18 protein-coding genes are annotated in these 18,240 nt (G+C 63.7%); 12 read left to right on the top strand and 6 right to left on the bottom strand.

Annotated elements, in window-relative coordinates:
* The first annotated feature begins 20 nt into the window (after nucleotides 1-20).
* On the top strand, nucleotides 21-839 hold the full coding sequence (locus tag OEG81_RS03355; protein ID WP_264131321.1) for an IclR family transcriptional regulator: 819 nt from the start codon (nucleotides 21-23) through the stop codon (nucleotides 837-839).
* Nucleotides 840-906: 67 nt separating this feature from the next.
* On the top strand, nucleotides 907-2,490 hold the full coding sequence (locus OEG81_RS03350) for a CYTH and CHAD domain-containing protein (RefSeq protein WP_264131320.1): 1,584 nt from the start codon (nucleotides 907-909) through the stop codon (nucleotides 2,488-2,490).
* On the opposite strand, the gene ftsY is transcribed toward OEG81_RS03350, so the two are convergent.
* Nucleotides 2,487-3,782 (bottom strand): signal recognition particle-docking protein FtsY, encoded by a 1,296-nt coding sequence (ftsY, locus tag OEG81_RS03345; RefSeq protein ID WP_264131319.1) that lies wholly within the window; start codon nucleotides 3,780-3,782, stop codon nucleotides 2,487-2,489. The two genes, OEG81_RS03350 and ftsY, sit on opposite strands and share 4 nt — an antisense overlap.
* Nucleotides 3,783-3,838: 56 nt before the next feature.
* On the opposite strand from ftsY, the gene OEG81_RS03340 reads away from it, so the two are divergent.
* The 3 genes from OEG81_RS03340 to OEG81_RS03330 all read left to right on the top strand — a co-directional run bounded on the left by OEG81_RS03340 (nucleotide 3,839) and on the right by OEG81_RS03330 (nucleotide 5,381).
* Complete coding sequence (locus OEG81_RS03340) at nucleotides 3,839-4,429, top strand: RsmD family RNA methyltransferase (protein WP_264131318.1); 591 nt, start codon at nucleotides 3,839-3,841, stop codon at nucleotides 4,427-4,429.
* Between the two features lie 88 nt (nucleotides 4,430-4,517).
* Nucleotides 4,518-5,030 carry a pantetheine-phosphate adenylyltransferase gene (gene coaD / locus OEG81_RS03335; RefSeq protein WP_264131317.1) on the top strand — a complete coding sequence of 171 codons (513 nt, stop codon included), beginning with the start codon at nucleotides 4,518-4,520 and terminating at the stop codon, nucleotides 5,028-5,030.
* A 96-nt stretch (nucleotides 5,031-5,126) separates the two neighbouring features.
* Nucleotides 5,127-5,381, top strand: coding sequence for a YfhL family 4Fe-4S dicluster ferredoxin (locus OEG81_RS03330; protein WP_264131316.1), 255 nt, complete (start codon nucleotides 5,127-5,129; stop codon nucleotides 5,379-5,381).
* 39 nt (nucleotides 5,382-5,420) lie between these two features.
* Here OEG81_RS03330 and OEG81_RS03325 read toward each other — a convergent pair whose 3' ends face one another.
* A complete protein-coding gene (locus OEG81_RS03325; protein WP_264131315.1) occupies nucleotides 5,421-5,810 on the bottom strand; it encodes an MOSC domain-containing protein in 390 nt (129 codons plus the stop codon).
* Nucleotides 5,807-8,416 carry an AsmA family protein gene (locus OEG81_RS03320; RefSeq protein ID WP_264131314.1) on the bottom strand — a complete coding sequence of 870 codons (2,610 nt, stop codon included), beginning with the start codon at nucleotides 8,414-8,416 and terminating at the stop codon, nucleotides 5,807-5,809. The genes OEG81_RS03325 and OEG81_RS03320 overlap by 4 nt, the downstream gene beginning before the upstream one ends.
* 264 nt (nucleotides 8,417-8,680) lie before the next feature.
* On the opposite strand from OEG81_RS03320, the gene OEG81_RS03315 reads away from it, so the two are divergent.
* The gene (locus tag OEG81_RS03315; protein ID WP_264131313.1) at nucleotides 8,681-9,958 is read left to right on the top strand and encodes a bifunctional O-acetylhomoserine aminocarboxypropyltransferase/cysteine synthase; all 1,278 of its coding nucleotides are present in this window, start codon (nucleotides 8,681-8,683) and stop codon (nucleotides 9,956-9,958) included.
* A 58-nt stretch (nucleotides 9,959-10,016) separates the two neighbouring features.
* Here OEG81_RS03315 and OEG81_RS03310 read toward each other — a convergent pair whose 3' ends face one another.
* A complete protein-coding gene (locus tag OEG81_RS03310; protein WP_264131312.1) occupies nucleotides 10,017-10,394 on the bottom strand; it encodes a YidB family protein in 378 nt (125 codons plus the stop codon).
* Between the two features lie 159 nt (nucleotides 10,395-10,553).
* Between OEG81_RS03310 and OEG81_RS03305 the strand changes: the two genes are divergently transcribed.
* The 6 genes from OEG81_RS03305 (at nucleotide 10,554) to OEG81_RS03280 (ending at nucleotide 15,925) form a co-directional block, all read left to right on the top strand.
* Nucleotides 10,554-11,672: a Re/Si-specific NAD(P)(+) transhydrogenase subunit alpha gene (locus OEG81_RS03305; protein ID WP_264131311.1), complete on the top strand. Its 1,119-nt coding sequence runs from the start codon at nucleotides 10,554-10,556 to the stop codon at nucleotides 11,670-11,672.
* Complete coding sequence (locus OEG81_RS03300) at nucleotides 11,672-11,989, top strand: NAD(P) transhydrogenase subunit alpha (protein ID WP_264131310.1); 318 nt, start codon at nucleotides 11,672-11,674, stop codon at nucleotides 11,987-11,989. The genes OEG81_RS03305 and OEG81_RS03300 overlap by 1 nt, the downstream gene beginning before the upstream one ends.
* Nucleotides 11,986-13,422 (top strand): NAD(P)(+) transhydrogenase (Re/Si-specific) subunit beta, encoded by a 1,437-nt coding sequence (locus tag OEG81_RS03295; protein WP_264131309.1) that lies wholly within the window; start codon nucleotides 11,986-11,988, stop codon nucleotides 13,420-13,422. Before OEG81_RS03300 ends, OEG81_RS03295 begins: the two co-directional genes overlap by 4 nt.
* Nucleotides 13,423-13,430: 8 nt before the next feature.
* Nucleotides 13,431-14,378, top strand: a complete 948-nt coding sequence (lhpI, locus tag OEG81_RS03290; protein ID WP_264131308.1) for a bifunctional Delta(1)-pyrroline-2-carboxylate/Delta(1)-piperideine-2-carboxylate reductase — start codon at nucleotides 13,431-13,433, stop codon at nucleotides 14,376-14,378.
* A 97-nt stretch (nucleotides 14,379-14,475) separates the two neighbouring features.
* Nucleotides 14,476-15,228 carry a flagellar brake protein gene (locus OEG81_RS03285; protein ID WP_264131307.1) on the top strand — a complete coding sequence of 251 codons (753 nt, stop codon included), beginning with the start codon at nucleotides 14,476-14,478 and terminating at the stop codon, nucleotides 15,226-15,228.
* A 34-nt stretch (nucleotides 15,229-15,262) separates the two neighbouring features.
* On the top strand, nucleotides 15,263-15,925 hold the full coding sequence (locus OEG81_RS03280) for a thiopurine S-methyltransferase (protein ID WP_264131306.1): 663 nt from the start codon (nucleotides 15,263-15,265) through the stop codon (nucleotides 15,923-15,925).
* Between the two features lie 41 nt (nucleotides 15,926-15,966).
* Here OEG81_RS03280 and OEG81_RS03275 read toward each other — a convergent pair whose 3' ends face one another.
* Both OEG81_RS03275 and OEG81_RS03270 read right to left on the bottom strand, forming a co-directional pair.
* Nucleotides 15,967-17,238 carry a hypothetical protein gene (locus OEG81_RS03275; protein WP_264131305.1) on the bottom strand — a complete coding sequence of 424 codons (1,272 nt, stop codon included), beginning with the start codon at nucleotides 17,236-17,238 and terminating at the stop codon, nucleotides 15,967-15,969.
* A gap of 5 nt (nucleotides 17,239-17,243) precedes the next feature.
* Nucleotides 17,244-18,236 (bottom strand): Bug family tripartite tricarboxylate transporter substrate binding protein, encoded by a 993-nt coding sequence (locus tag OEG81_RS03270; RefSeq protein WP_264131304.1) that lies wholly within the window; start codon nucleotides 18,234-18,236, stop codon nucleotides 17,244-17,246.
* Nucleotides 18,237-18,240: the final 4 nt, after the last annotated feature.

Below are 18,240 nucleotides of genomic sequence, written 5' to 3'. Positions count from 1 at the left end.
TGCACTAAGGCAATGCAATCATGCCAGGAAATAAAAATACCGCCAGCCCGCAAGACGGGCGCCGCAGCATCCAGTCCGTCGAAACCGGCTTCCCCCTGCTGGCCGCGCTGGTCGACGCGGGCGTGCCGCTTACGCTGCGCGACCTGGCCTCGCGCGCCGGGATGACGTCGGCCAAAGCCCATCCCTATCTGGTCAGCTTCACCCGCGTGGGCCTGGTCCAGCAGGACGCCTCCACAGGCCAGTACGAACTGGGGCCTTTTGCCCTGCAAATGGGCCTGGTCAGTCTTCAGCGCCTGGATCCGGTTCGCGTCGCCCTGCCCCACGCCAGCCAGCTGGCCGGCAAAATAGGCCATACCCTGGCCATCGCGGCGCTGGGCTCGCACGGCCCGACCATGATACATATCTCGCAGGCCAGTTATCCGGTGCACGTCAATATGCGCAACGGCACCGTCATGTCCATGCTGCACACGGCGACCGGCCATGTTTTCGCCGCCTGGCTGCCTCCGAAAATCGCCCAGCATTACATAGAGCGCGAAATCGGCGACCAGGCCGTCGTGACCAGCATCAGCCCATTGCTGCCCGACCCCGACGCTCTGCAAGCCCTGCTGGACGATGTACGGCGCGCCGGCATGGCGCGCGCGCTGGGCAATCCGCTCCCGGGCATCGATGCGCTGTCGGTGCCCGTTTTCGACCATTCGGGCAATATCGCGCTGGCGCTGACCAGCCTGGGCCCCAGCTCCCTGTTCGACGCCAGCGAAAACGGCCCCATCGCCCTGGCTCTGCGGGAGTGCGCCGCGGAGATCTCCCGACAACTGGGCTACCGGCCGGCGCCCCCCTGACGGCGTGACGGCGGATACGCGCCTTTGTCATATACCCGTCATCAAAAACGGCGCCAAAGCGGGTATCATGCGCCCAGTCTATCTGGGGCTCCCGATGCTTGAACGCGAACTCAAACTCCATGTGCCCGCAGCCGGCCAGGCGCGCGTGGAGGAAGAATTAAAACGACTGGGCGCCACCGGGATCGCCCTGCATGCCTGCTATTTCGACACCGAAAACCGCGACCTGGCCATGGCGGGCGTCGCCCTGCGCCTGCGCCAGGAGGGGGACCGCTGGGTGCAAACCATCAAAGCGCCCGGCCCGGATGAGCTGTCACGCATTGAAACCAACCACGAACGCCCCGGCCCCGAGCTGGATTTGTCCGTGTATCGCGACACGCCCCTGGAGCCCCTGCTGGCTCCCTGGAACGATACGCTGGCGCTGCGCTACGAAACCCAGATCAGCCGGCTGGCGGTTCGGCACGATACCGGCCAGGGCATCATCGAACTGGCCTATGACCGGGGATGGATCAAGGCAGGCGGCCTGCGGCTTGCGGTGCACGAACTGGAACTGGAACAGATATCGGGCGACACCGCCAATCTGTTCATGCTGGGCCGCGAATGGCTGAACAAGCACGGTTTGCTCATCGACCTGCGCAGCAAGGCCGAGCGCGGCGACGCCCTGGCCCAGGCCGTCCGGACCTTCCGCGACGCCATCCCGCCCAAGGCATCGAGACAGCTTCCAGAGCCGGTGCTGGCCCAATTGCTGAAAGCGCGGCGAGCGGAGCCCGTCACACTGGACCCGTCGGCCAGCGTGGAGCAGGCCTACCAACGATGCGCCAATGAATGCCTGAACCAGATCATTCGCAATGCCGCCTTCCTGGCCGGCGTTGACAGCCGCCCTCGCGCCGGGCCCGACCTGCGCGTGGCTTACGTGCATCAGTTGCGCGTGGGCATGCGGCGCTTGCGCTCATGCTGGAAATTCTTCGGCAAGTGGCTGCGGCTGGACGAGGCCTTGCCGCTGGACGAACTGCGCCGCTACTTTTCCCTGCTGGGCCAGACGCGCGACCACGATGTCGTCCAGCTGTCCATTGCGCCGCGCCTGGCCAAGGCGGGCATGCCCGCGCTGCCCGAAACCGCGGCGACGCACAGCAAGAAGGCTGCCCAGGACATGCGCGCGCTGGCGGCCAGCAGCCCGTTCCAGTCATTCCTGCTGGACCTGCTCGAGCGCCTGCTCGAATGCGGCGCCGAGAGCGGCGCACGGGCCCGTCCCAAACATGTCCGCTCGCCCGGCAAGCAGCTTTCCAGCCGGTTGAACAAATGGCTGAGACAGGCTTGCGACGCCGGCGAACACTTTCGGCAATTGCCGGCCGAAGCGCAGCACGACTTGCGCAAAGACGTGAAGCGCCTGCGCTACAGCCTGGATTTTTCAGCCAGCCTGATGAAGGGCAAACGACTGCTTGCGATCCGCAGCGCGCTGGCGCTGGCGCAGGAAACGCTGGGCGAACTGAACGATTTGTACGTGGCCCAGGCGCACTACGCGCCCCTGGCGGCCTCGCAGCCCAACGCGCTGTTTGCGCTGGGCTGGCTCAAGGCCGCCCAGGAACACAAGCAGACGGAAGCGCAGGCCGCCTTCAAGCAACTGGCCAAGGCCGGCCCGCTGAAGGCGCGCTAATCGCCCAGCAGGGCCGACGCGAACTCGCGGGCCACGAAGGGCTGCAGGTCGTTCAGGCCTTCGCCCACCCCTATCCAATACACCGGCACCGGCCGCACGCCCTGGCTGCCCGCGGCGACCGCGGCCAGGGTTCCGCCCTTGGCCGTGCCGTCCAGCTTGGTCACGACCAGGCCGGTCAGGGTGATGGCGGCGTCGAAGGCCCGTATCTGGGCAATGGCGTTCTGCCCCGTGTTGCCGTCGATGACCAGCAGTACTTCGTGGGGCGCCGCGCCATCGGCCTTGCCGATGACCCGCTTGATCTTCCTGAGCTCTTCCATCAGGTGCAATTGCGTCGGCAGGCGGCCGGCGGTGTCTATCATGACGACGCCGGCATCGCGCGCCCTGCCCGCGTTCACCGCGTCGAAGGCGACCGCCGCGGGATCGCCGCCGTCCTGCGCAATGACGGTCACGTTGTTGCGCGCGCCCCATTCCATCAACTGCTCGCGGGCCGCCGCCCGGAAGGTATCGCCCGCCGCCAGCAGGACCTTGGCGCCCCGGGCCTGAAAATGATTGGCCAGCTTGCCGATGGATGTCGTCTTGCCCGCCCCGTTCACGCCCGCGATCATCACGACCAAAGGCTGGGCCTGCCCCAGGGGAAAGGCCTTCTCCAGCGGCGCCAGGTGATCGGTCAATATGTCGCACAGCGCCGCCTTGACCGCCGCGGCATCGTCCAGACGTTCTTTTCGCACATGGGCGCGCAAGGCCGTCAACAGCTTCTGGGTGGCTTCCACGCCCGCGTCCGCCATGATGAGGGCCGTTTCAAGCTCCTCGAAAAGGTCTTCATCGACCTTGACGCCGACGAAAAGGCCGCCGATGCTCTGCCCCGTGCGCGACAGGCCTTTCTTCAAGCGTGTCAGCCAGGATGACTTCCCGGCGGCTGGCGCGAGCGCCGGCATGACGGTCGGCGGCGATTCAGGCGCCGGGGGTTCGGCTTCCGGCTCGGGCCGAAGTTCGGCGGCCTGAGCCGGCTCTGGCGTCGGCACGACGGGAGCGGGGACGGAGGTCTCGGAGACGGGAACGGCGCTGGGCACCGCAGTCGACTCGGGCTCGGGATCGCGGCCAGCCGGCTCGTTTCCGGCGGCATCGGACGAGAGTGGCGCAGCCTCGGCCGACGCGGCTTCGTCCGCCGGTGGCGGGATCGCGTCCGGCGAGGTGTCCCGCGGCGCGTCCAGCCCGGCATCCGCGCCCTGTGCCGGCCCCTGCCCAGCGCCTTCAGCGGGACCCGGCTTCTTTCTTTTAAAAATACTGAACATACGTTTTACACTACCTGAATAGTTTTAATCCAAACCCCGACGATCCCTGGCCACGCATGAAGAAGCATGTAGTACGTATTGTAGGCGGTGATTACCGCAAGACGCCCATTCCCGTGGTGGAGGCGGCCGGGCTGCGCCCGACCCCCGATCGCGTGCGCGAAACGCTGTTCAACTGGCTGCATCATTTCTGGGGCGGCGACTATGCCGACAAGCAGATACTGGATCTGTTCGCGGGAACGGGCGCGCTGGGATTCGAGGCGGCCTCACGCGGCGTCGCGCATGTCCAGATGGTCGAGGTCAACCCGTCGGCGATCGCCGCATTGCGAGCCCTGCGAGGCCGCCTGAAGGCGGAAAACGTGCGCATCCATGCGGGCGATGCCCTGGCGGTGCTGGACCGGCTGGATCGCGCCTCCTTCGACCTGATCATGCTGGATCCGCCCTTCGACCAGGGATGGCTGGACCGCGTCTACCCGCGGCTTCCCGATGTTCTCAGGCCCGATGGCTTGCTGTATATTGAAGCCGGGACGCCGCTGGCGCCGCCCGCCGGCTTCCAGCTTCTGCGCCAGTCCCGGGCGGGGCAGGTGCACTTCCATCTGCTTCGATTTGCTGCAACGCAAAAAACAGACAATAATCCCGCAATAAGCTGAAAAATACAGACCTGATTCATTGGCCGGGTGTTTGCCTTCCGGCCCCGCCATCCCGGCGCACACCCATTTTTCAAAACTCGGAATTTGCATGATTACTGCAGTCTACCCCGGAACGTTCGACCCCCTGACCCGCGGTCACGAAGACCTGGTGCGTCGCGCTGCCGGCCTGTTTGACCATGTCGTCGTGGGCGTGGCCCACAGCCAGGCCAAGAAGCCGTTTTTTTCCGTGGAAGAACGGGTCGAAATCGCGCAAGAGGTGCTGGGCCACTACCCCAACGTCGAAGTCAAGAGCTTTGCGGGCCTGCTCAAGGATTTCGTGCGCGAACAGAATGGCCGCGTCATCGTCCGCGGCCTGCGCGCGGTTTCCGACTTCGAATACGAATTCCAGATGGCCGGCATGAACCGCCATTTGCTCCCCGAGGTCGAAACCCTGTTCATGACGCCTTCGGACCAATATCAGTTCATTTCCGGCACCATCGTCCGCGAGATCGCCATTCTGGGCGGCGACGTCAGCAAGTTCGTCTTCCCCTCGGTCGAACGATGGCTGCACAGCAAGGCCAAAGAGCGCCGCGACCAGCAGGAACAAGGCAAGCAGGGGTAATCGCCTGCCGCCGGGCAAACCGCCTTACACTGCTGAAAAGGCCTGTCCTTGCGGGGCGGCCTGTTTATGGATCAGTTTGTCTTTGCAGGAATAATCATGGCGCTGCGCATTACCGACGAATGCATCAATTGCGATGTCTGCGAGCCGCAATGCCCCAATAACGCAATCTCGATGGGCGCGGAAATCTACGAAATCGAACCTTCCCGGTGCACCGAGTGCGTGGGGCATTTCGACGAGCCCCAATGCCAGGTGGTCTGTCCGGTCGAGTGCATCGTGTTCGACCTGGACCATCCGGAAGACCAGGATGCCCTGCTGGCCAAATACCGGCAGCTTACAGCCGCCGCTGAATGACGGGCTGAATGCCAGGCGGGGCAACCGCCTCTTGCGCGGTCAAAGCTCGGGCCAAAGCACCCGGCCCGCGTCCGGATGTATCTTCACCAGGCGGCAGGGCTGTCCCAGAAACCTGGAAAACCATGCGGCGGCCAGCTCGCCCTCGTCGATCACGTCGATATGCTGGCTGCCGATGGCGGCCTGCCGCCGCACGCTGTCGTCGTCCTCGATCACATCCAGCGGTATGTCAAGGCGCAGCATGCCGGGCGCTTTCATGACCAGATACCCCAGGCTGACCTCGACTTTGATTTCGCCCAGCTTTTCACAATGGCTGGGCGTCAGCCATGCGCCGGCTTCATCGATGACCAGCCAGCGCTTGTCGTAGGGCGCCGCGTCGGGGTTGCCGAGTCCGCCGCAGGCGGCGATGGGAAAATAGAGCGGTGTCGTCATTGTCCGAGTAATCCTTTTAATGCCTCGCCTATGCTCTTGACGGGGTCGACCGGTTTCTTGGGCGGCGCCTGTGGAGCATTGGGCGGCGCCGCGCCCTCGCCCGGCTTGCCGACCTGATTGGACAGCATGTCGATAAGGCCGCCCTTCACGGCCTCCTTGACCGCTTTGCTGCCGATCTCTTTCCATTGCACCTGGTAGCCCAGCTTGTCGAAAGGCCCCGAAACCCGGATGGGAACGGCCACCCCTTGCAGTTCGGATAGCTCTTTTCCATCTTGCCCGGTCTTGGTGTTCACCACCCGCACGTTCATCACCAGGTCCAGCTGGTCGTTGACCAGATCCACCGACGCCGGCGTCCCTTGCGAGATGCGCAGCAAGGGCGCCGCAAGGTTCAATTTCCGGACGGTTCCCTGGCCGTGATCGAAGTCGATGTCCGCATCCAGCGAAGTGAAGTCGGTCTGACGGCCCGTATCGAACTGCGTGGCGACGTCGGGCAACTGGCCGCTGAAGACATTGCGCACGACCTCGTTGGCTTCGCGCAGGGTCTGCGCCACGTTGATGCCCCTGATGGCGCCGTCGCGAACCCTTGCCTGAACCGCTCCGGTCAGGCCGGCCTCCAGCGCAGCCATCGTCTGGCCCTGGCTGCTCAGCTTGAGCTTGATCGAGCCCTGCCCAAGCAGGCGCCCCTCTTGCGCGACGTCGCGCAGCAGCGGCTCCAGCGCAACCTTCTCCAGCGCCATGTCCAGCGCCACCGAGTTGGCGGAATCGGCTTTCAGCGTACCGGCCAGCTTGCCTCCGTAGAGGTCCGCCTTGATGCCATCGATGGAAAGCTTGCCTTCGGCCGCCCGCAGCGACGCGGCGAACTTGTCGGCCTTGACGTCCTGGACCTTGAGGCTTCCGATGGCGATGTCGCCGGTGAGGTCGACGGAATTGAGGAAGGACAGATCCAGCGCGGGGGAAGCGGCCGGCGCAGCAGGCTTGGGCGCCGGGGCCGGCGCGGCCTCGGCGGGCGTATCGCTACCCTCTTTGGCCGTCTTTGCGGGCGCTTCCTTGGGCGCCACCGGCGGAAACAAGGTATTGAAATCGAGTTTGTCGGCGGCCAGCCCGAACTTTACCTTGGGGCTCTTGAGCTGGGTCGCCTTGACCTTGAAATCCAGCTTGCTGCCGCTGAGCACCGCGTTGATCTCGCTGATTAGCTCATCCTGAACCAGGTCGGCCTGCATGCTGCCGATGAACGGGAATTCGAAGCTGCCTCCGGGAAGAGCGGCGTCTTCGATCCGGATATCGCCCTTCATGGCGGATAAACCGCCTTTTTCCTCGAAGACGTCCCAATTGGCGGGCGAGGTCATTTTCAGCTGCACCAGCCGGTCGCCCTCTTTGAGGCCGCCATCGATCTTCAGTTCCTTCAATGTCAGCTTGCGCGCGTCGCCCCCCAGGCCGCTCATGCCCAGCGCGACACCCAGCGTACTATCCTTGCCGCTGAATTTGATGGTGCCCGATACCGGCTCTCCTTTCGCGGCATCGGGCGAAATGGCCAGGCGCGGCGCGTCGAAGGCGATATCGAAAGATTGGCCGACCTGATTGCCCCTGGCGCGGTAGGCCAGCTTCTCGACCTGGAGCTCGGCCTGGCTGCGATCCACTTTCAGCTGCGGCACGGTCAGGCTACTATCCAGGCCCTTGATGGGATTGGGCCCGTCGACGTCGCCCTGCATCACGAGCTCGACGCCGCTGGCGCTGAACATTTCAGAATAGGCGCTATAGGCCAGGTTGCCCCGCAAGGTGACCGCCTTGGCCTGCAAGGGACCCAGCTTGCCGGCCACCACGAGATTCAGCTTCTGGGCGGAATAGGTCTGCTGTTCGGGATTGAATTTGATGAGCGCCTGGCCATCGACGTTGGCATCGGCCGCCGGAAATTCACCGATGAGCTTGCCCTTCAAGGCGACGTCGAACGCCTGGTTGAATGTCATGCGTCCGGTGTTGACGTCAAGCTTCACAACGCGCCCGACCGCGCCCGTGACTTGGTCGTACAGGTGGATTTCCCCGTTCTTCAAGTCCAGGCCCGCTATATCTATCTGGAAATCGGCGCCCGCGGCGGCGCCTACGCTATAGGCCGCCGGCGCGGCCAGGGCGGACTGGCCTTCCGCATGCGCCTCGGCCATGGGCAGCGTAGGCACGGCAAGCACGGGCCCCATCGATCCCAGCACCGCGGAGCGCTGCATCAGATCGTGAAAATTGTAGTTGCCATCGCCGTCGCGCGTTATCCAGGCCTTGAACCCCGTTACCGCAACATGGTCCACAACCAGGCGATTGAACATCAAGGGCCAGATCGCGACCGCGAAACGGGCGCTGTCTATGGACGCGAACGCCTCCGTGCTATTCCTGTTCGATAGCGAGACATCCTGGACGGACAAGCCTATGCGTGGAAAGAGCGATAGCTGAATATCGCCATTGATGGCCAGGGTGCGCTGGTAGCGGTTGTAGACAATTTCCTCGAGCTTGCTTTTATACGCGTTCGGATCGAACGTCAGGAGAAAAATGGCGATGCCCACCAGCGCAACAATAACCACGACCACGAGACTGATCAGTACCCGTTTCAACCAAACTTTCATTTACGGCCTCAAAAACCACGGAAGAGCCCCCGTGCGGCTCACGGCGATACGTAGAATGCTAACCCAAGTCGCTCATGATGTTCAGGCAAGCCGGGCTGCCGGACGCACCGGGCTTACAAAACGTAAAGGGTGGCATACGTGTCGACATTTTATTACTATGCCCACAGATGAAATCGGGCAAATGCCCGACGGCGGCGAATCTGCCCGCCCCGATCGACGCCTTTCCTATTCCCACCCCTTAAAACAACTTACACGGCGACACATATGAAATTCGAGACATTGGCCATCCATGCGGGCTACCAGCCCGACCCCACCACCAAATCCGTGGCGGTGCCCATCTACCAGACCACGTCCTATGCGTTCGACAGCACCCAGCATGGCGCGGACCTGTTCGACCTGAAGGTGCCCGGCAATATTTATACCCGCATCATGAACCCGACCAATGCCGTGCTCGAAGAACGCGTCGCCGCCCTGGAGGGCGGCATCGCGGCCCTGGCCGTCGCGTCGGGCATGGCCGCCGTAACGTACGCCATCCAGGCCATCGCGCAGGCCGGCGACAACATCGTGTCGGTCGCCAAGCTGTACGGCGGCACCTACAACCTTTTCGCACATACTTTCCCACGCCAGGGCATCACGGTAAAGTTCGCCCCGCACGACGACGTGGCCGCCCTGGAAGCACTGATCGACGAAAACACCAAAGCCGTATTCTGCGAAACCATAGGCAACCCGGCGGGCAACGTGGTGGACATCCAGGCGATCGCGGATGCCGCCCACCGCCATGGCGTACCGCTCATTGTAGATAATACAGTGGCTTCGCCCGCGCTATGCCGGCCTTTCGAGCACGGCGCCGACATCATCGTTCACGCATTGACTAAATACATGGGCGGACATGGCACGACCATCGCCGGCGCCATCGTCGATTCCGGCAAGTTCCCGTGGGCCGAGCACAAGCAGCGCTTCCCCATGCTCAACGAACCGGATCCGTCGTATCACGGCGTGGTCTATACCGAGGCATTCGGTCCCGCCGCCTTCATCGGACGCTGCCGCGTCGTGCCGTTGCGCAACACCGGGGCGGCCCTGTCGCCCTTCAATGCCTTCCTGGTGCTGCAAGGCATCGAAACCCTGCCCCTGCGCATGGAACGCCACACCGAGAACGCCCTGAAGGTCGCCCAGTACCTGAAGCAGCACGCGCACGTGTCATGGGTGCAGTACGCCGGCTTGCCGGATCACCCTGAACATGCGCTTGCCAAAAAATACCTGGGCGGCAAGCCGGCCAGCATCCTGTCTTTCGGCATCAAGGGCGGCAGCGCCGCGGGCGCAAAGTTCATCGACGCGCTCGGGCTCATCCTGCGGCTGGTGAATATCGGCGACGCCAAGTCGCTGGCCTGCCATCCCGCCTCGACAACGCACCGCCAATTGAGCCCCGAAGAGCTTGCTTCGGCCGGCGTCGGCGAAGACATGGTCAGGCTCTCGATAGGGCTGGAACACATCGACGACATCCTGGCCGACCTGGCCCAGGCCCTGGACGCCAGCCAGGCCTGATGCCTTCGACGGGCGGCGCCTCTTCCTGGAAACGGGCCGCGCCGCCTGAGAACGCGCCCTAGCGCTTGCCCAGCATGCCGGCCAGCGAACCCAGCATCGAAGCGCCGGCACCCTGCTCGGCCTGGCCGCCGGGCGTCAGTTGGTCGACCAGGCTGGGCAGCATGATGCTCAGGTTGTTCAGCACCGAGTCGGCGTCCAGGCCCGAGCCTTGGGCCAGCCTGCCGACAAGGTCTTCGCCAAGGACCGGGCGCAACTGTTCCGGCGTAACGGGCAGGTTCTGTTGTGTGCTTATCCACGATGCGATGACTTCGCCCAGGCCGCCCTGCTGAAACCGCTCCACCAGCCCGGGCAGGCCGCCCGGATACGCCTTGACCTGCTCGACCAGAGCGGGAAGCAGCGCCGCCTGTTCGGCAGCCTGCGGATTCTGCGCACCCATGGCAGAAACTATCGAATCCAAAAGTCCCATGTATCACCTCGTAAAACCGGACAGCGCTTCCAGTCTAAAGGATTTCAGGCGCATGGATTGCAAATAACTGTGATGACTTCGGGTATAGTAATCCCCAGCAAAAAATAACCCCGGTGGTGGAGGAGCTACATGATCATAGGAATTCCCCGTGAAAGCGCGGAGGGCGAGACGCGGGTGGCCGCAACGCCCGAGACCGTCAAGAAGTACGTGGCGGCCGGGCATACGGTCATTGTCCAGAACGATGCCGGCGGGCGAGCCCATTTTCCCGACGACGCCTATGCCCAGGCGGGCGCCCAGCTGGCCAACGACGCGCAGGCGCTGGCCGCCGACATCGTCCTGAAGGTACGTTCGCCCAATGCGCAAGAGCGCTCGCGCATGAAGTCCGGAGCCGTCCTCATCGGCATGCTCGATCCCTTCAACGCCGCCGGCCTGGCCGAACTGGCCCAGGCCGGCCTGACCGCCTTCGCCCTGGAAGCCGCCCCGCGCATCACGCGCGCGCAAAGCCTGGACGTGCTGTCTTCCCAGGCCAACCTGGCCGGCTACAAGGCGGTGCTGCTGGCGGCCAATCAGTACGGTCGCCTCTTCCCCATGATGATGACGGCGGCCGGCACGCTCAAGGCCGCGCGCGTCGTGGTGCTGGGCGCCGGCGTCGCCGGCTTGCAGGCCATCGCCACGGCCAAGCGCCTGGGCGCCGTGGTCGAGGCGTCCGACGTCCGTCCCGCCGCCAAAGAGCAGATCGAATCATTGGGCGCCAAGTTCATCGACGTTCCCTTCGAAACCGATGAAGAGCGCGAGGTCGCCCAAGGCGTGGGTGGCTATGCGCGGCCCATGCCGGCCGCGTGGATGGCGCGCCAGGCGGCCCTGGTGGCCGAGCGCTGCAAGCAGGCCGACATCGTCATCAGCACGGCGCTGATCCCCGGACGCCCGGCGCCCGAGCTGATCAGCGCGGAAACCGTCCAGGGCATGAAACCGGGATCCGTCATCGTCGACCTGGCGGTCGAGCGCGGCGGCAATTGCCCGCTGTCCGAAAAGGACAAGGTCGTGGAAAAACACGGGGTCGCGCTGATCGGCTACAGCAATCTCGCCGCGCTGGTGCCGCATGACGCCTCGGCGCTCTACGCCCGCAATGTCCTGGACTTCATGAAACTGGTCACGGGCCCCGAGGGCCGGTTGGCCATACAGGATGAAGACGAAATCATTACCGCCTGCCTGATGTGCAAGGACGGCAAGGTCCTAAGGAGCGCCTGATGGAAGCAGTCAGCCCTACCCTGATCAACTTCATTATTTTCGTGCTGGCGGTCTACGTCGGTTTCCATGTGGTGTGGAACGTGACTCCCGCGCTGCATACGCCGCTCATGGCGGTCACCAACGCCATCTCGGCCATTGTCATCGTGGGCGCCATGCTGGCCGCCGCACTGACCGAAAGCAGCCTGGCGCGCTACATGGGCGTGTTCGCCGTGGCGCTGGCCGCCGTCAATGTCTTCGGCGGCTTCCTGGTTACCCGGCGCATGCTGGAAATGTTCAAGAAAAAAGATAAAAAACCAAGCCCGGGAGGCAAGGCATGATATCCACCGATCTGGTTACGCTGTTCTATCTTGTTGCGTCGGTGTGCTTCATCCAGGCACTCAAGGGCCTGTCGCATCCCACCACCTCGCGGCGCGGCAATGCGTTCGGCATGGTCGGCATGGCGATCGCCGTGCTGACCACCGCCGCGCTCATCGTCAGCCTGGCCGCCGACGGCGCGGCCGGCATCGGCCTGGGCTGGGTGTTGCTGGGCCTGCTGGTGGGCGGAAGCGTGGGCACGCTGATGGCCAAGCGCGTCGAGATGACCAAGATGCCCGAGCTGGTCGCCTTCATGCACAGCATGATCGGCCTGGCCGCTGTCGCCATCGCCGTGGCGGTCGTCGCCGAGCCCCATGCGTTCAACATCGCCGCGGCCGGAGCCCCCATTCCCGTGGGCAACCGCCTGGAGCTCTTCATCGGCACCTTCGTGGGCGCCATCACCTTCTCCGGTTCGGTCATCGCCTTCGGCAAGCTTTCGGGCAAATACAAGTTCCGGCTGTTCCAGGGCGCCCCCGTGGTGTTTTCCGGCCAGCACATGGTCAACCTGGTGCTGGCCCTGGCCATGCTGGGCTGCGGCCTGTGGTTCATGGCCACGCAGGCCTGGCTGCCCTTCATCGTCATGACCATCCTGGCCTTCGTGCTGGGGGTGCTCATCATCATTCCCATCGGCGGCGCCGACATGCCGGTGGTGGTGTCCATGCTCAACAGCTATTCGGGCTGGGCGGCGGCGGGCATCGGGTTTTCGCTGAACAACCCCATGCTCATCATCGCGGGCTCGCTGGTGGGTTCGTCCGGCGCCATCCTGTCCTACATCATGTGCAAGGCCATGAACCGGTCTTTCTTCAACGTGATTCTGGGCGGCTTCGGCGCCGAGCCGGGCGCGGCGGCGGCCGGCGGCCAGGTGCAGCGCAACGTCAAGTCGGGCAGTCCCGACGACGCCGCCTTCCTCATGGGCAATGCGGAATCGGTCACCATCGTGCCCGGCTACGGACTGGCCGTCGCGCGCGCTCAGCACGCCCTTAAAGAGCTGGCCGAAAAGCTCACCGAGAAGGGCGTCACCGTCAAATACGCCATCCACCCGGTGGCGGGCCGCATGCCCGGCCATATGAACGTCCTGCTGGCCGAGGCCGAAGTGCCCTACGACCAGGTTTTCGAGATGGACGACATCAACAGCGAATTCGCGCAAACCGACGTGGTGCTGGTGCTGGGCGCCAACGACGTGGTCAACCCGGCCGCCAAGAACGACCCGCAGTCGCCCATTGCGGGCATGCCCATCCTCGAGGCCTACAAGGCGCGCACCGTCATCGTCAACAAGCGCTCGATGGCGGCGGGCTACGCCGGCCTGGACAATGAATTGTTCTATATGGACAAAACCATGATGGTCTTCGGCGACGCCAAGAAAGTCATCGAGGACATGGTCAAGGCGGTGGAGTAGGACCGCCCATGATCCAGCCAGCCATCAATGCCGTCCGGCCGCCGGCCGTCTTCGATGCCGCGCAAACCGCCGGGCTGCTCGACTTTCACGATATGGTCGACGCCCTGGCCGTGGCGGCGGACGATTACGCGGCGGGCCGCATCCACGCGCCCGAGCGGCAGGTGGTTCCGTTTCCGCAAGGCGGGGTGATGCTGTCCATGCCCGCCACGGCGCAGGACATCGGCATACACAAGCTGGTCAACGTGGCGCCCGGCAACAAGTCGCTGGGCCTGCCCACCATCAACGGCGTGGTGTCCGTCTACGACGGCCGCACGGGTCAGGCGCTTGCCGTGCTGGACGGCCCCACCGTGACGGCGCGGCGCACCGCCGCCGTATCCATGCTGGGCATACGCAGCTTCATGGCCGCTGCGCCCCGGTGCGTTGCGCTGATAGGCTGCGGCACGCAATCGGCCGGCCATGCCCAGGCCCTGGCCGCGCTGCATCCCGGCGTGCGCACCGTGGTCGTGGGCCGCGACCCGGCCGGCGCCCGGGCCTTCGTGAAAACGCATCGGGATCTGGACCTGGCGCTCGAAGCCGCCGGATCCGTTCCCGCCGAGGCCGATGTGGTGATCACACTGACCACAAGCTCCATTCCGGTTTATACGGAGCCGGCCCGTGCCGGGCGGCTGCTGATCGGCGTCGGCGCATTCAAGCCCGAACTGGCCGAAATCGGCCCCGATACCCTGCGCGCCAGCCTGGTGTATGTGGACGACCCGGCCGGCGCGCGCCACGAGGCCGGCGATCTCATCCAGGCCGGCATCGATTGGAGCCGGGTCGAATCCCTTTCCGCGGCATTGAGCCAGGGCGTTCCGCCCGGAAAACCCATTGTTTTCAAGACGGTCGGATGCGCTGCCTGGGACCTCGCAGCGGCCCGATGCGCCCTTCGAAAAAAAGAGTTTCCACAGGCCGTCAAGTAGGGGTAATTGTCATAGAAAAAGCACAATAAACGGGGTAGACTTGGAACAAGCGTCACTTCACCCAACTGTTCATCGCTTATCTGAGTGCACACGGTCCATGTCCATCGCCACCTACGCAATCCCCAGAACCGAAGACGATGCCCAAGTCGTTGCCTCCCGGCTTGAAATCGCCAAGCTTTTGCGTTCCGTCGAAGAAAAAAAATCGCTGATGAAAATATATGTCCAGCAACGCGCGGTCGCCGTCTCGGCAACCATTCTGGACGTCGACCTTGAAAACAATGCCATCATCCTGGACGATTCCTCCGAAAGCGAATTCAAGCACTTCCACGAAAACGAAGACGTTTCCTACGAGATCACGCTCGAATCCGCGCGCATCCTGTTTTCGTCGCAGGAAGTCGAGCCTTGCGAACACGACAAGCGCCCGGCGCTGCGACTGAGCCTGCCCAAATCCGTGACGCGCATACAGCGCCGCGAGTCCTATCGCCTGGATGTCCCCGTCACCGATCCGGCCACCTGCCGCATTATCCTGCCCGGCGGCGCCGGCGCCATCTCGCTGCAAGTCAAAGACATCAGCACCGGCGGCGTCTCTCTGGTCGACAACCAGCAGCAACTGGGTTCGTCCGCCGGCACCCTGTATACCTCATGCCAGCTCGACCTGCCCGGCACCGGCACGCTGTCCGTCAAGCTGCAGGTCATGCGCTTCATGAACGAAGCCCTGCCTTTCGAACAGGAAAGCCGCCACGTGGGCTGCAAATTCGTCGACCTACACAACTCCACCGAAATCCAGGTGCAGAACTACATCAGCTCGCTCGAACGCGCCATCAACGCCAAGCGCCGGGGCTTCGACTGATGCGTTCCCGCATCCCAGCCGACCATACACATAGATGAAAGCCGATTTCTGGCTGGAGCGCTGGCGCGAGGGCCAGACCCACTTCCATCAAAGCCGCATCACTCCCTTGCTGCAAAAATACTGGCCTGCCCTGGAGCTGCCGCCGGACAGCCGGGTATTGGTGCCTTTGTGCGGCAAAACACTGGATATGATCTGGCTGGCCGAACAAGGCCATTCCGTATTGGGCGTGGAACTCTCGCCCCTGGCGGTGGAGCAGTTCTTTTCCGAGAACGGATTGCGGCCGGACACGCATGCATCCGGCGCCGTAACGCACTATATCGCCGGAAACATCGAAATCATCTGCGGCGATATCTTCGCACTGGACGCGGGCACCCTGGCCGCCTGTTCGGCTGCCTACGACCGCGCCGCCCTGGTTGCCCTGCCGGAACCCATGCGCGCCCGCTATGTCGACCATGTGTACGGGCAACTCTCCCGCCGGTACCGCGGCCTGCTGCTGACGCTGGACTACCCGCAGGAAGAAATGGACGGCCCGCCGTTTTCGCTTGGCGACGCCGAAGTCCAGTCCTTGTATGCGGCACACTCGAATGCTGAAATCATCGACAGGCGCGGCATCCTGGACAAGGAACCCAAGTTCGCCGCGCGCGGGCTGACCCGGCTGGACACGGTGGTTTACCGGCTGAGCGCCCGGCAAGGCTAGCCCTCGCCCGCCCACCTCCAGCAACTGAGCCTTCCCGCGGATCAGCCGGCGACAATCGCCGATACGTCGATCTCGTACATCTGCCGCTCGTTCTCATGCACCGAATCGATGCATACACGGCTTCCGTCGCGGTTCCAGCGGGGATGCAGGTCGCAGCGGTTTTCCTTCTTCAAGCCCGGATCGGCATAGAAGCTGCCCAGATCGATCTTGCGCTTGTCCGCCACATTGAACAGGAACAGTATCCGCTCGTGCGTGGCCGAATCCGGATAAGTGTCGCTGAGCAGCCAGCGCTTGTCGGTGGGAGAAAAGCTCATGTGCCCGTTCTCGGTCAGTATCCCGTCGCCTACCACCTGTACCGCCCCGCCCTCGCGATCTTCGTACAGATGGTAGTGTATGGAGCCCGCGTGCGGCCCCCACACGATGATGCGTTCATCGTCGCACCACAGCGGGTGGGATATCTGGTATTCCGACTTCTCATAATCGAAGGTGCCCACCGAATCCGGATCGAAATCGTCGGCCAGCTGCGGCAGCGGATGATCGGAGCATTCCAGCAAGCGCATGCCGGAGCCGTCCGGATTGATGGTGATCAGGCGGTGCAGGAAGCAGGTTTCATCTTCGACCCGCTCGGTCCAGCGGTGCAGGAAAAGAATGCGCGAAGACGCCGGATTGATCTCGATATGGCTGACCCAATGAATCGCCTTGTCCATCGACGCCCGATGGTGAAACTGCTTGAGCGCATCGTAGCTGACCAGCATGCGGTGCGCGCCCGTGTCCAGGTCCATGATGCGGATGCCGTCGTCGGCGGGGCACAGGTCGACCTTGAACGGGCCGCCGTGTTCGCTATAGCCTATCGTCTCGTGGGTAATATAGAGGCGACGGTAATCGACGCTTAGCGCATACTTGCCATTGGGCGCCACCACATAGACCGGCAGGGGCAGTTCGCGGATCTGGCCCGAGTGGATGTCGCGGATGCGGCTGCCGAATCCCGCATAGACGGCGGCCGGGTCGTCGCTGCGCACGTTGTAGATGATCCTGGAATCCGAGATGCCGTCGAGCCATTGCAGCTGCGCGCCCATCTGCCAGTTCCAGGCGCGGGTCCTGTCCACGACATGGAAGGCATCGCCCTGCGCCGTATCGAAATAGCCGACCTCGGCCTCGAGCTCCGGCGTCAGGCGCGCGTCCATCACGGGAACCTGAAGGGCCAGCACCCGGCGGTTGGCCCGGTCCCAGGTCGACTTGTTGTAATAGCCAAAAAAGTGATGCTTGTCCTTGCCGCCGAACCGGCGGCAAGATGGATAAGTTGCTGCGGTCATACTCTTTACGAACCCACGGTAATCTTGGCGGTGTTGATGACTTTGTCCCAACGGGCCTTCTCTTTATTGATATAGGCCCGGGCTTCGGACGGCGAATTGCCAACGGGGGTCATGCCCAGGTTCTCCAGTCCCTTGCGGAACTCCGGATTGGCATAGACCTTCTGCAGGTCTTTGTTGATTTTCTCGACCAACGCGTCGGGCACGTCCTTGCTGGCCACAAGGGTGGTGAAGGACATGACTTCCAGGCCGGGCAATCCGGCCTCCTTGGCCGTGGGAACATCGGGAAGCTGGGGGGCGCGCTTGTCGCCGGTGATGGCCAGCGCCTTGAGCTTGCCCGTTTGCACATACGAGATCACCGTCGGGATGTTCTCGAACAACAGATGGATCTGCTCGCCCATAAGATCGTTCAAGGCCGCCGAACTGCCCTTGTAGGGAATGTGCGTGATGGGCGCGCCCGATTCCATCTTGTAGAGCTCGCCTATCATGTGCACCGAAGATCCGACGCCCGCGGAGCCGAAATAAATCGAGTCGGGCTTGGCCTTGGCCAGCGCGGTCAGCTCGGCCAGCGTATTGGCGGGCAGGCTGGGCGTGGCCACCACCACATGGGGCATCTGCGCCACGATGGTAATGGGCTTCAGGTCTTCGCCGGGCTTGTAGTTCAGGGCGGGATACACGCCGTAGGTTGCGTGCAGGCCGATCGACCCCAGCAGCAAAGTGTAGCCGTCGGCGCCGGAATCCGACACCAGTCGGCCGCCTATGTGGCCGCCGGCGCCAGGCCTGTTTTCCACGACAACGGATTTGCCGTAGAGCTTGCCCAGATAATCGGCGATAAGACGGCCCTGGATGTCGGAGCTGCCCCCGGGCGAGAAGGGAACCACGATGCGGATCGGCTTGGAGGGATAGTCTTCCTGTGCGTTGGAGACCGGCGCCACCGCGCAAATGGAAGCTGCAAGAACTGCCTGGCTGGCCGCTTTGGCCCATGTCGAGAATAATTTCATCGGA

It is taken from the genome of Pollutimonas sp. M17, assembly GCF_025836975.1.
Classification (GTDB): Bacteria; Pseudomonadota; Gammaproteobacteria; order Burkholderiales; family Burkholderiaceae_B.
Note: the sequence above shows the minus strand (reverse complement) of the source record. Positions and strands in the feature narration are given on the sequence as shown.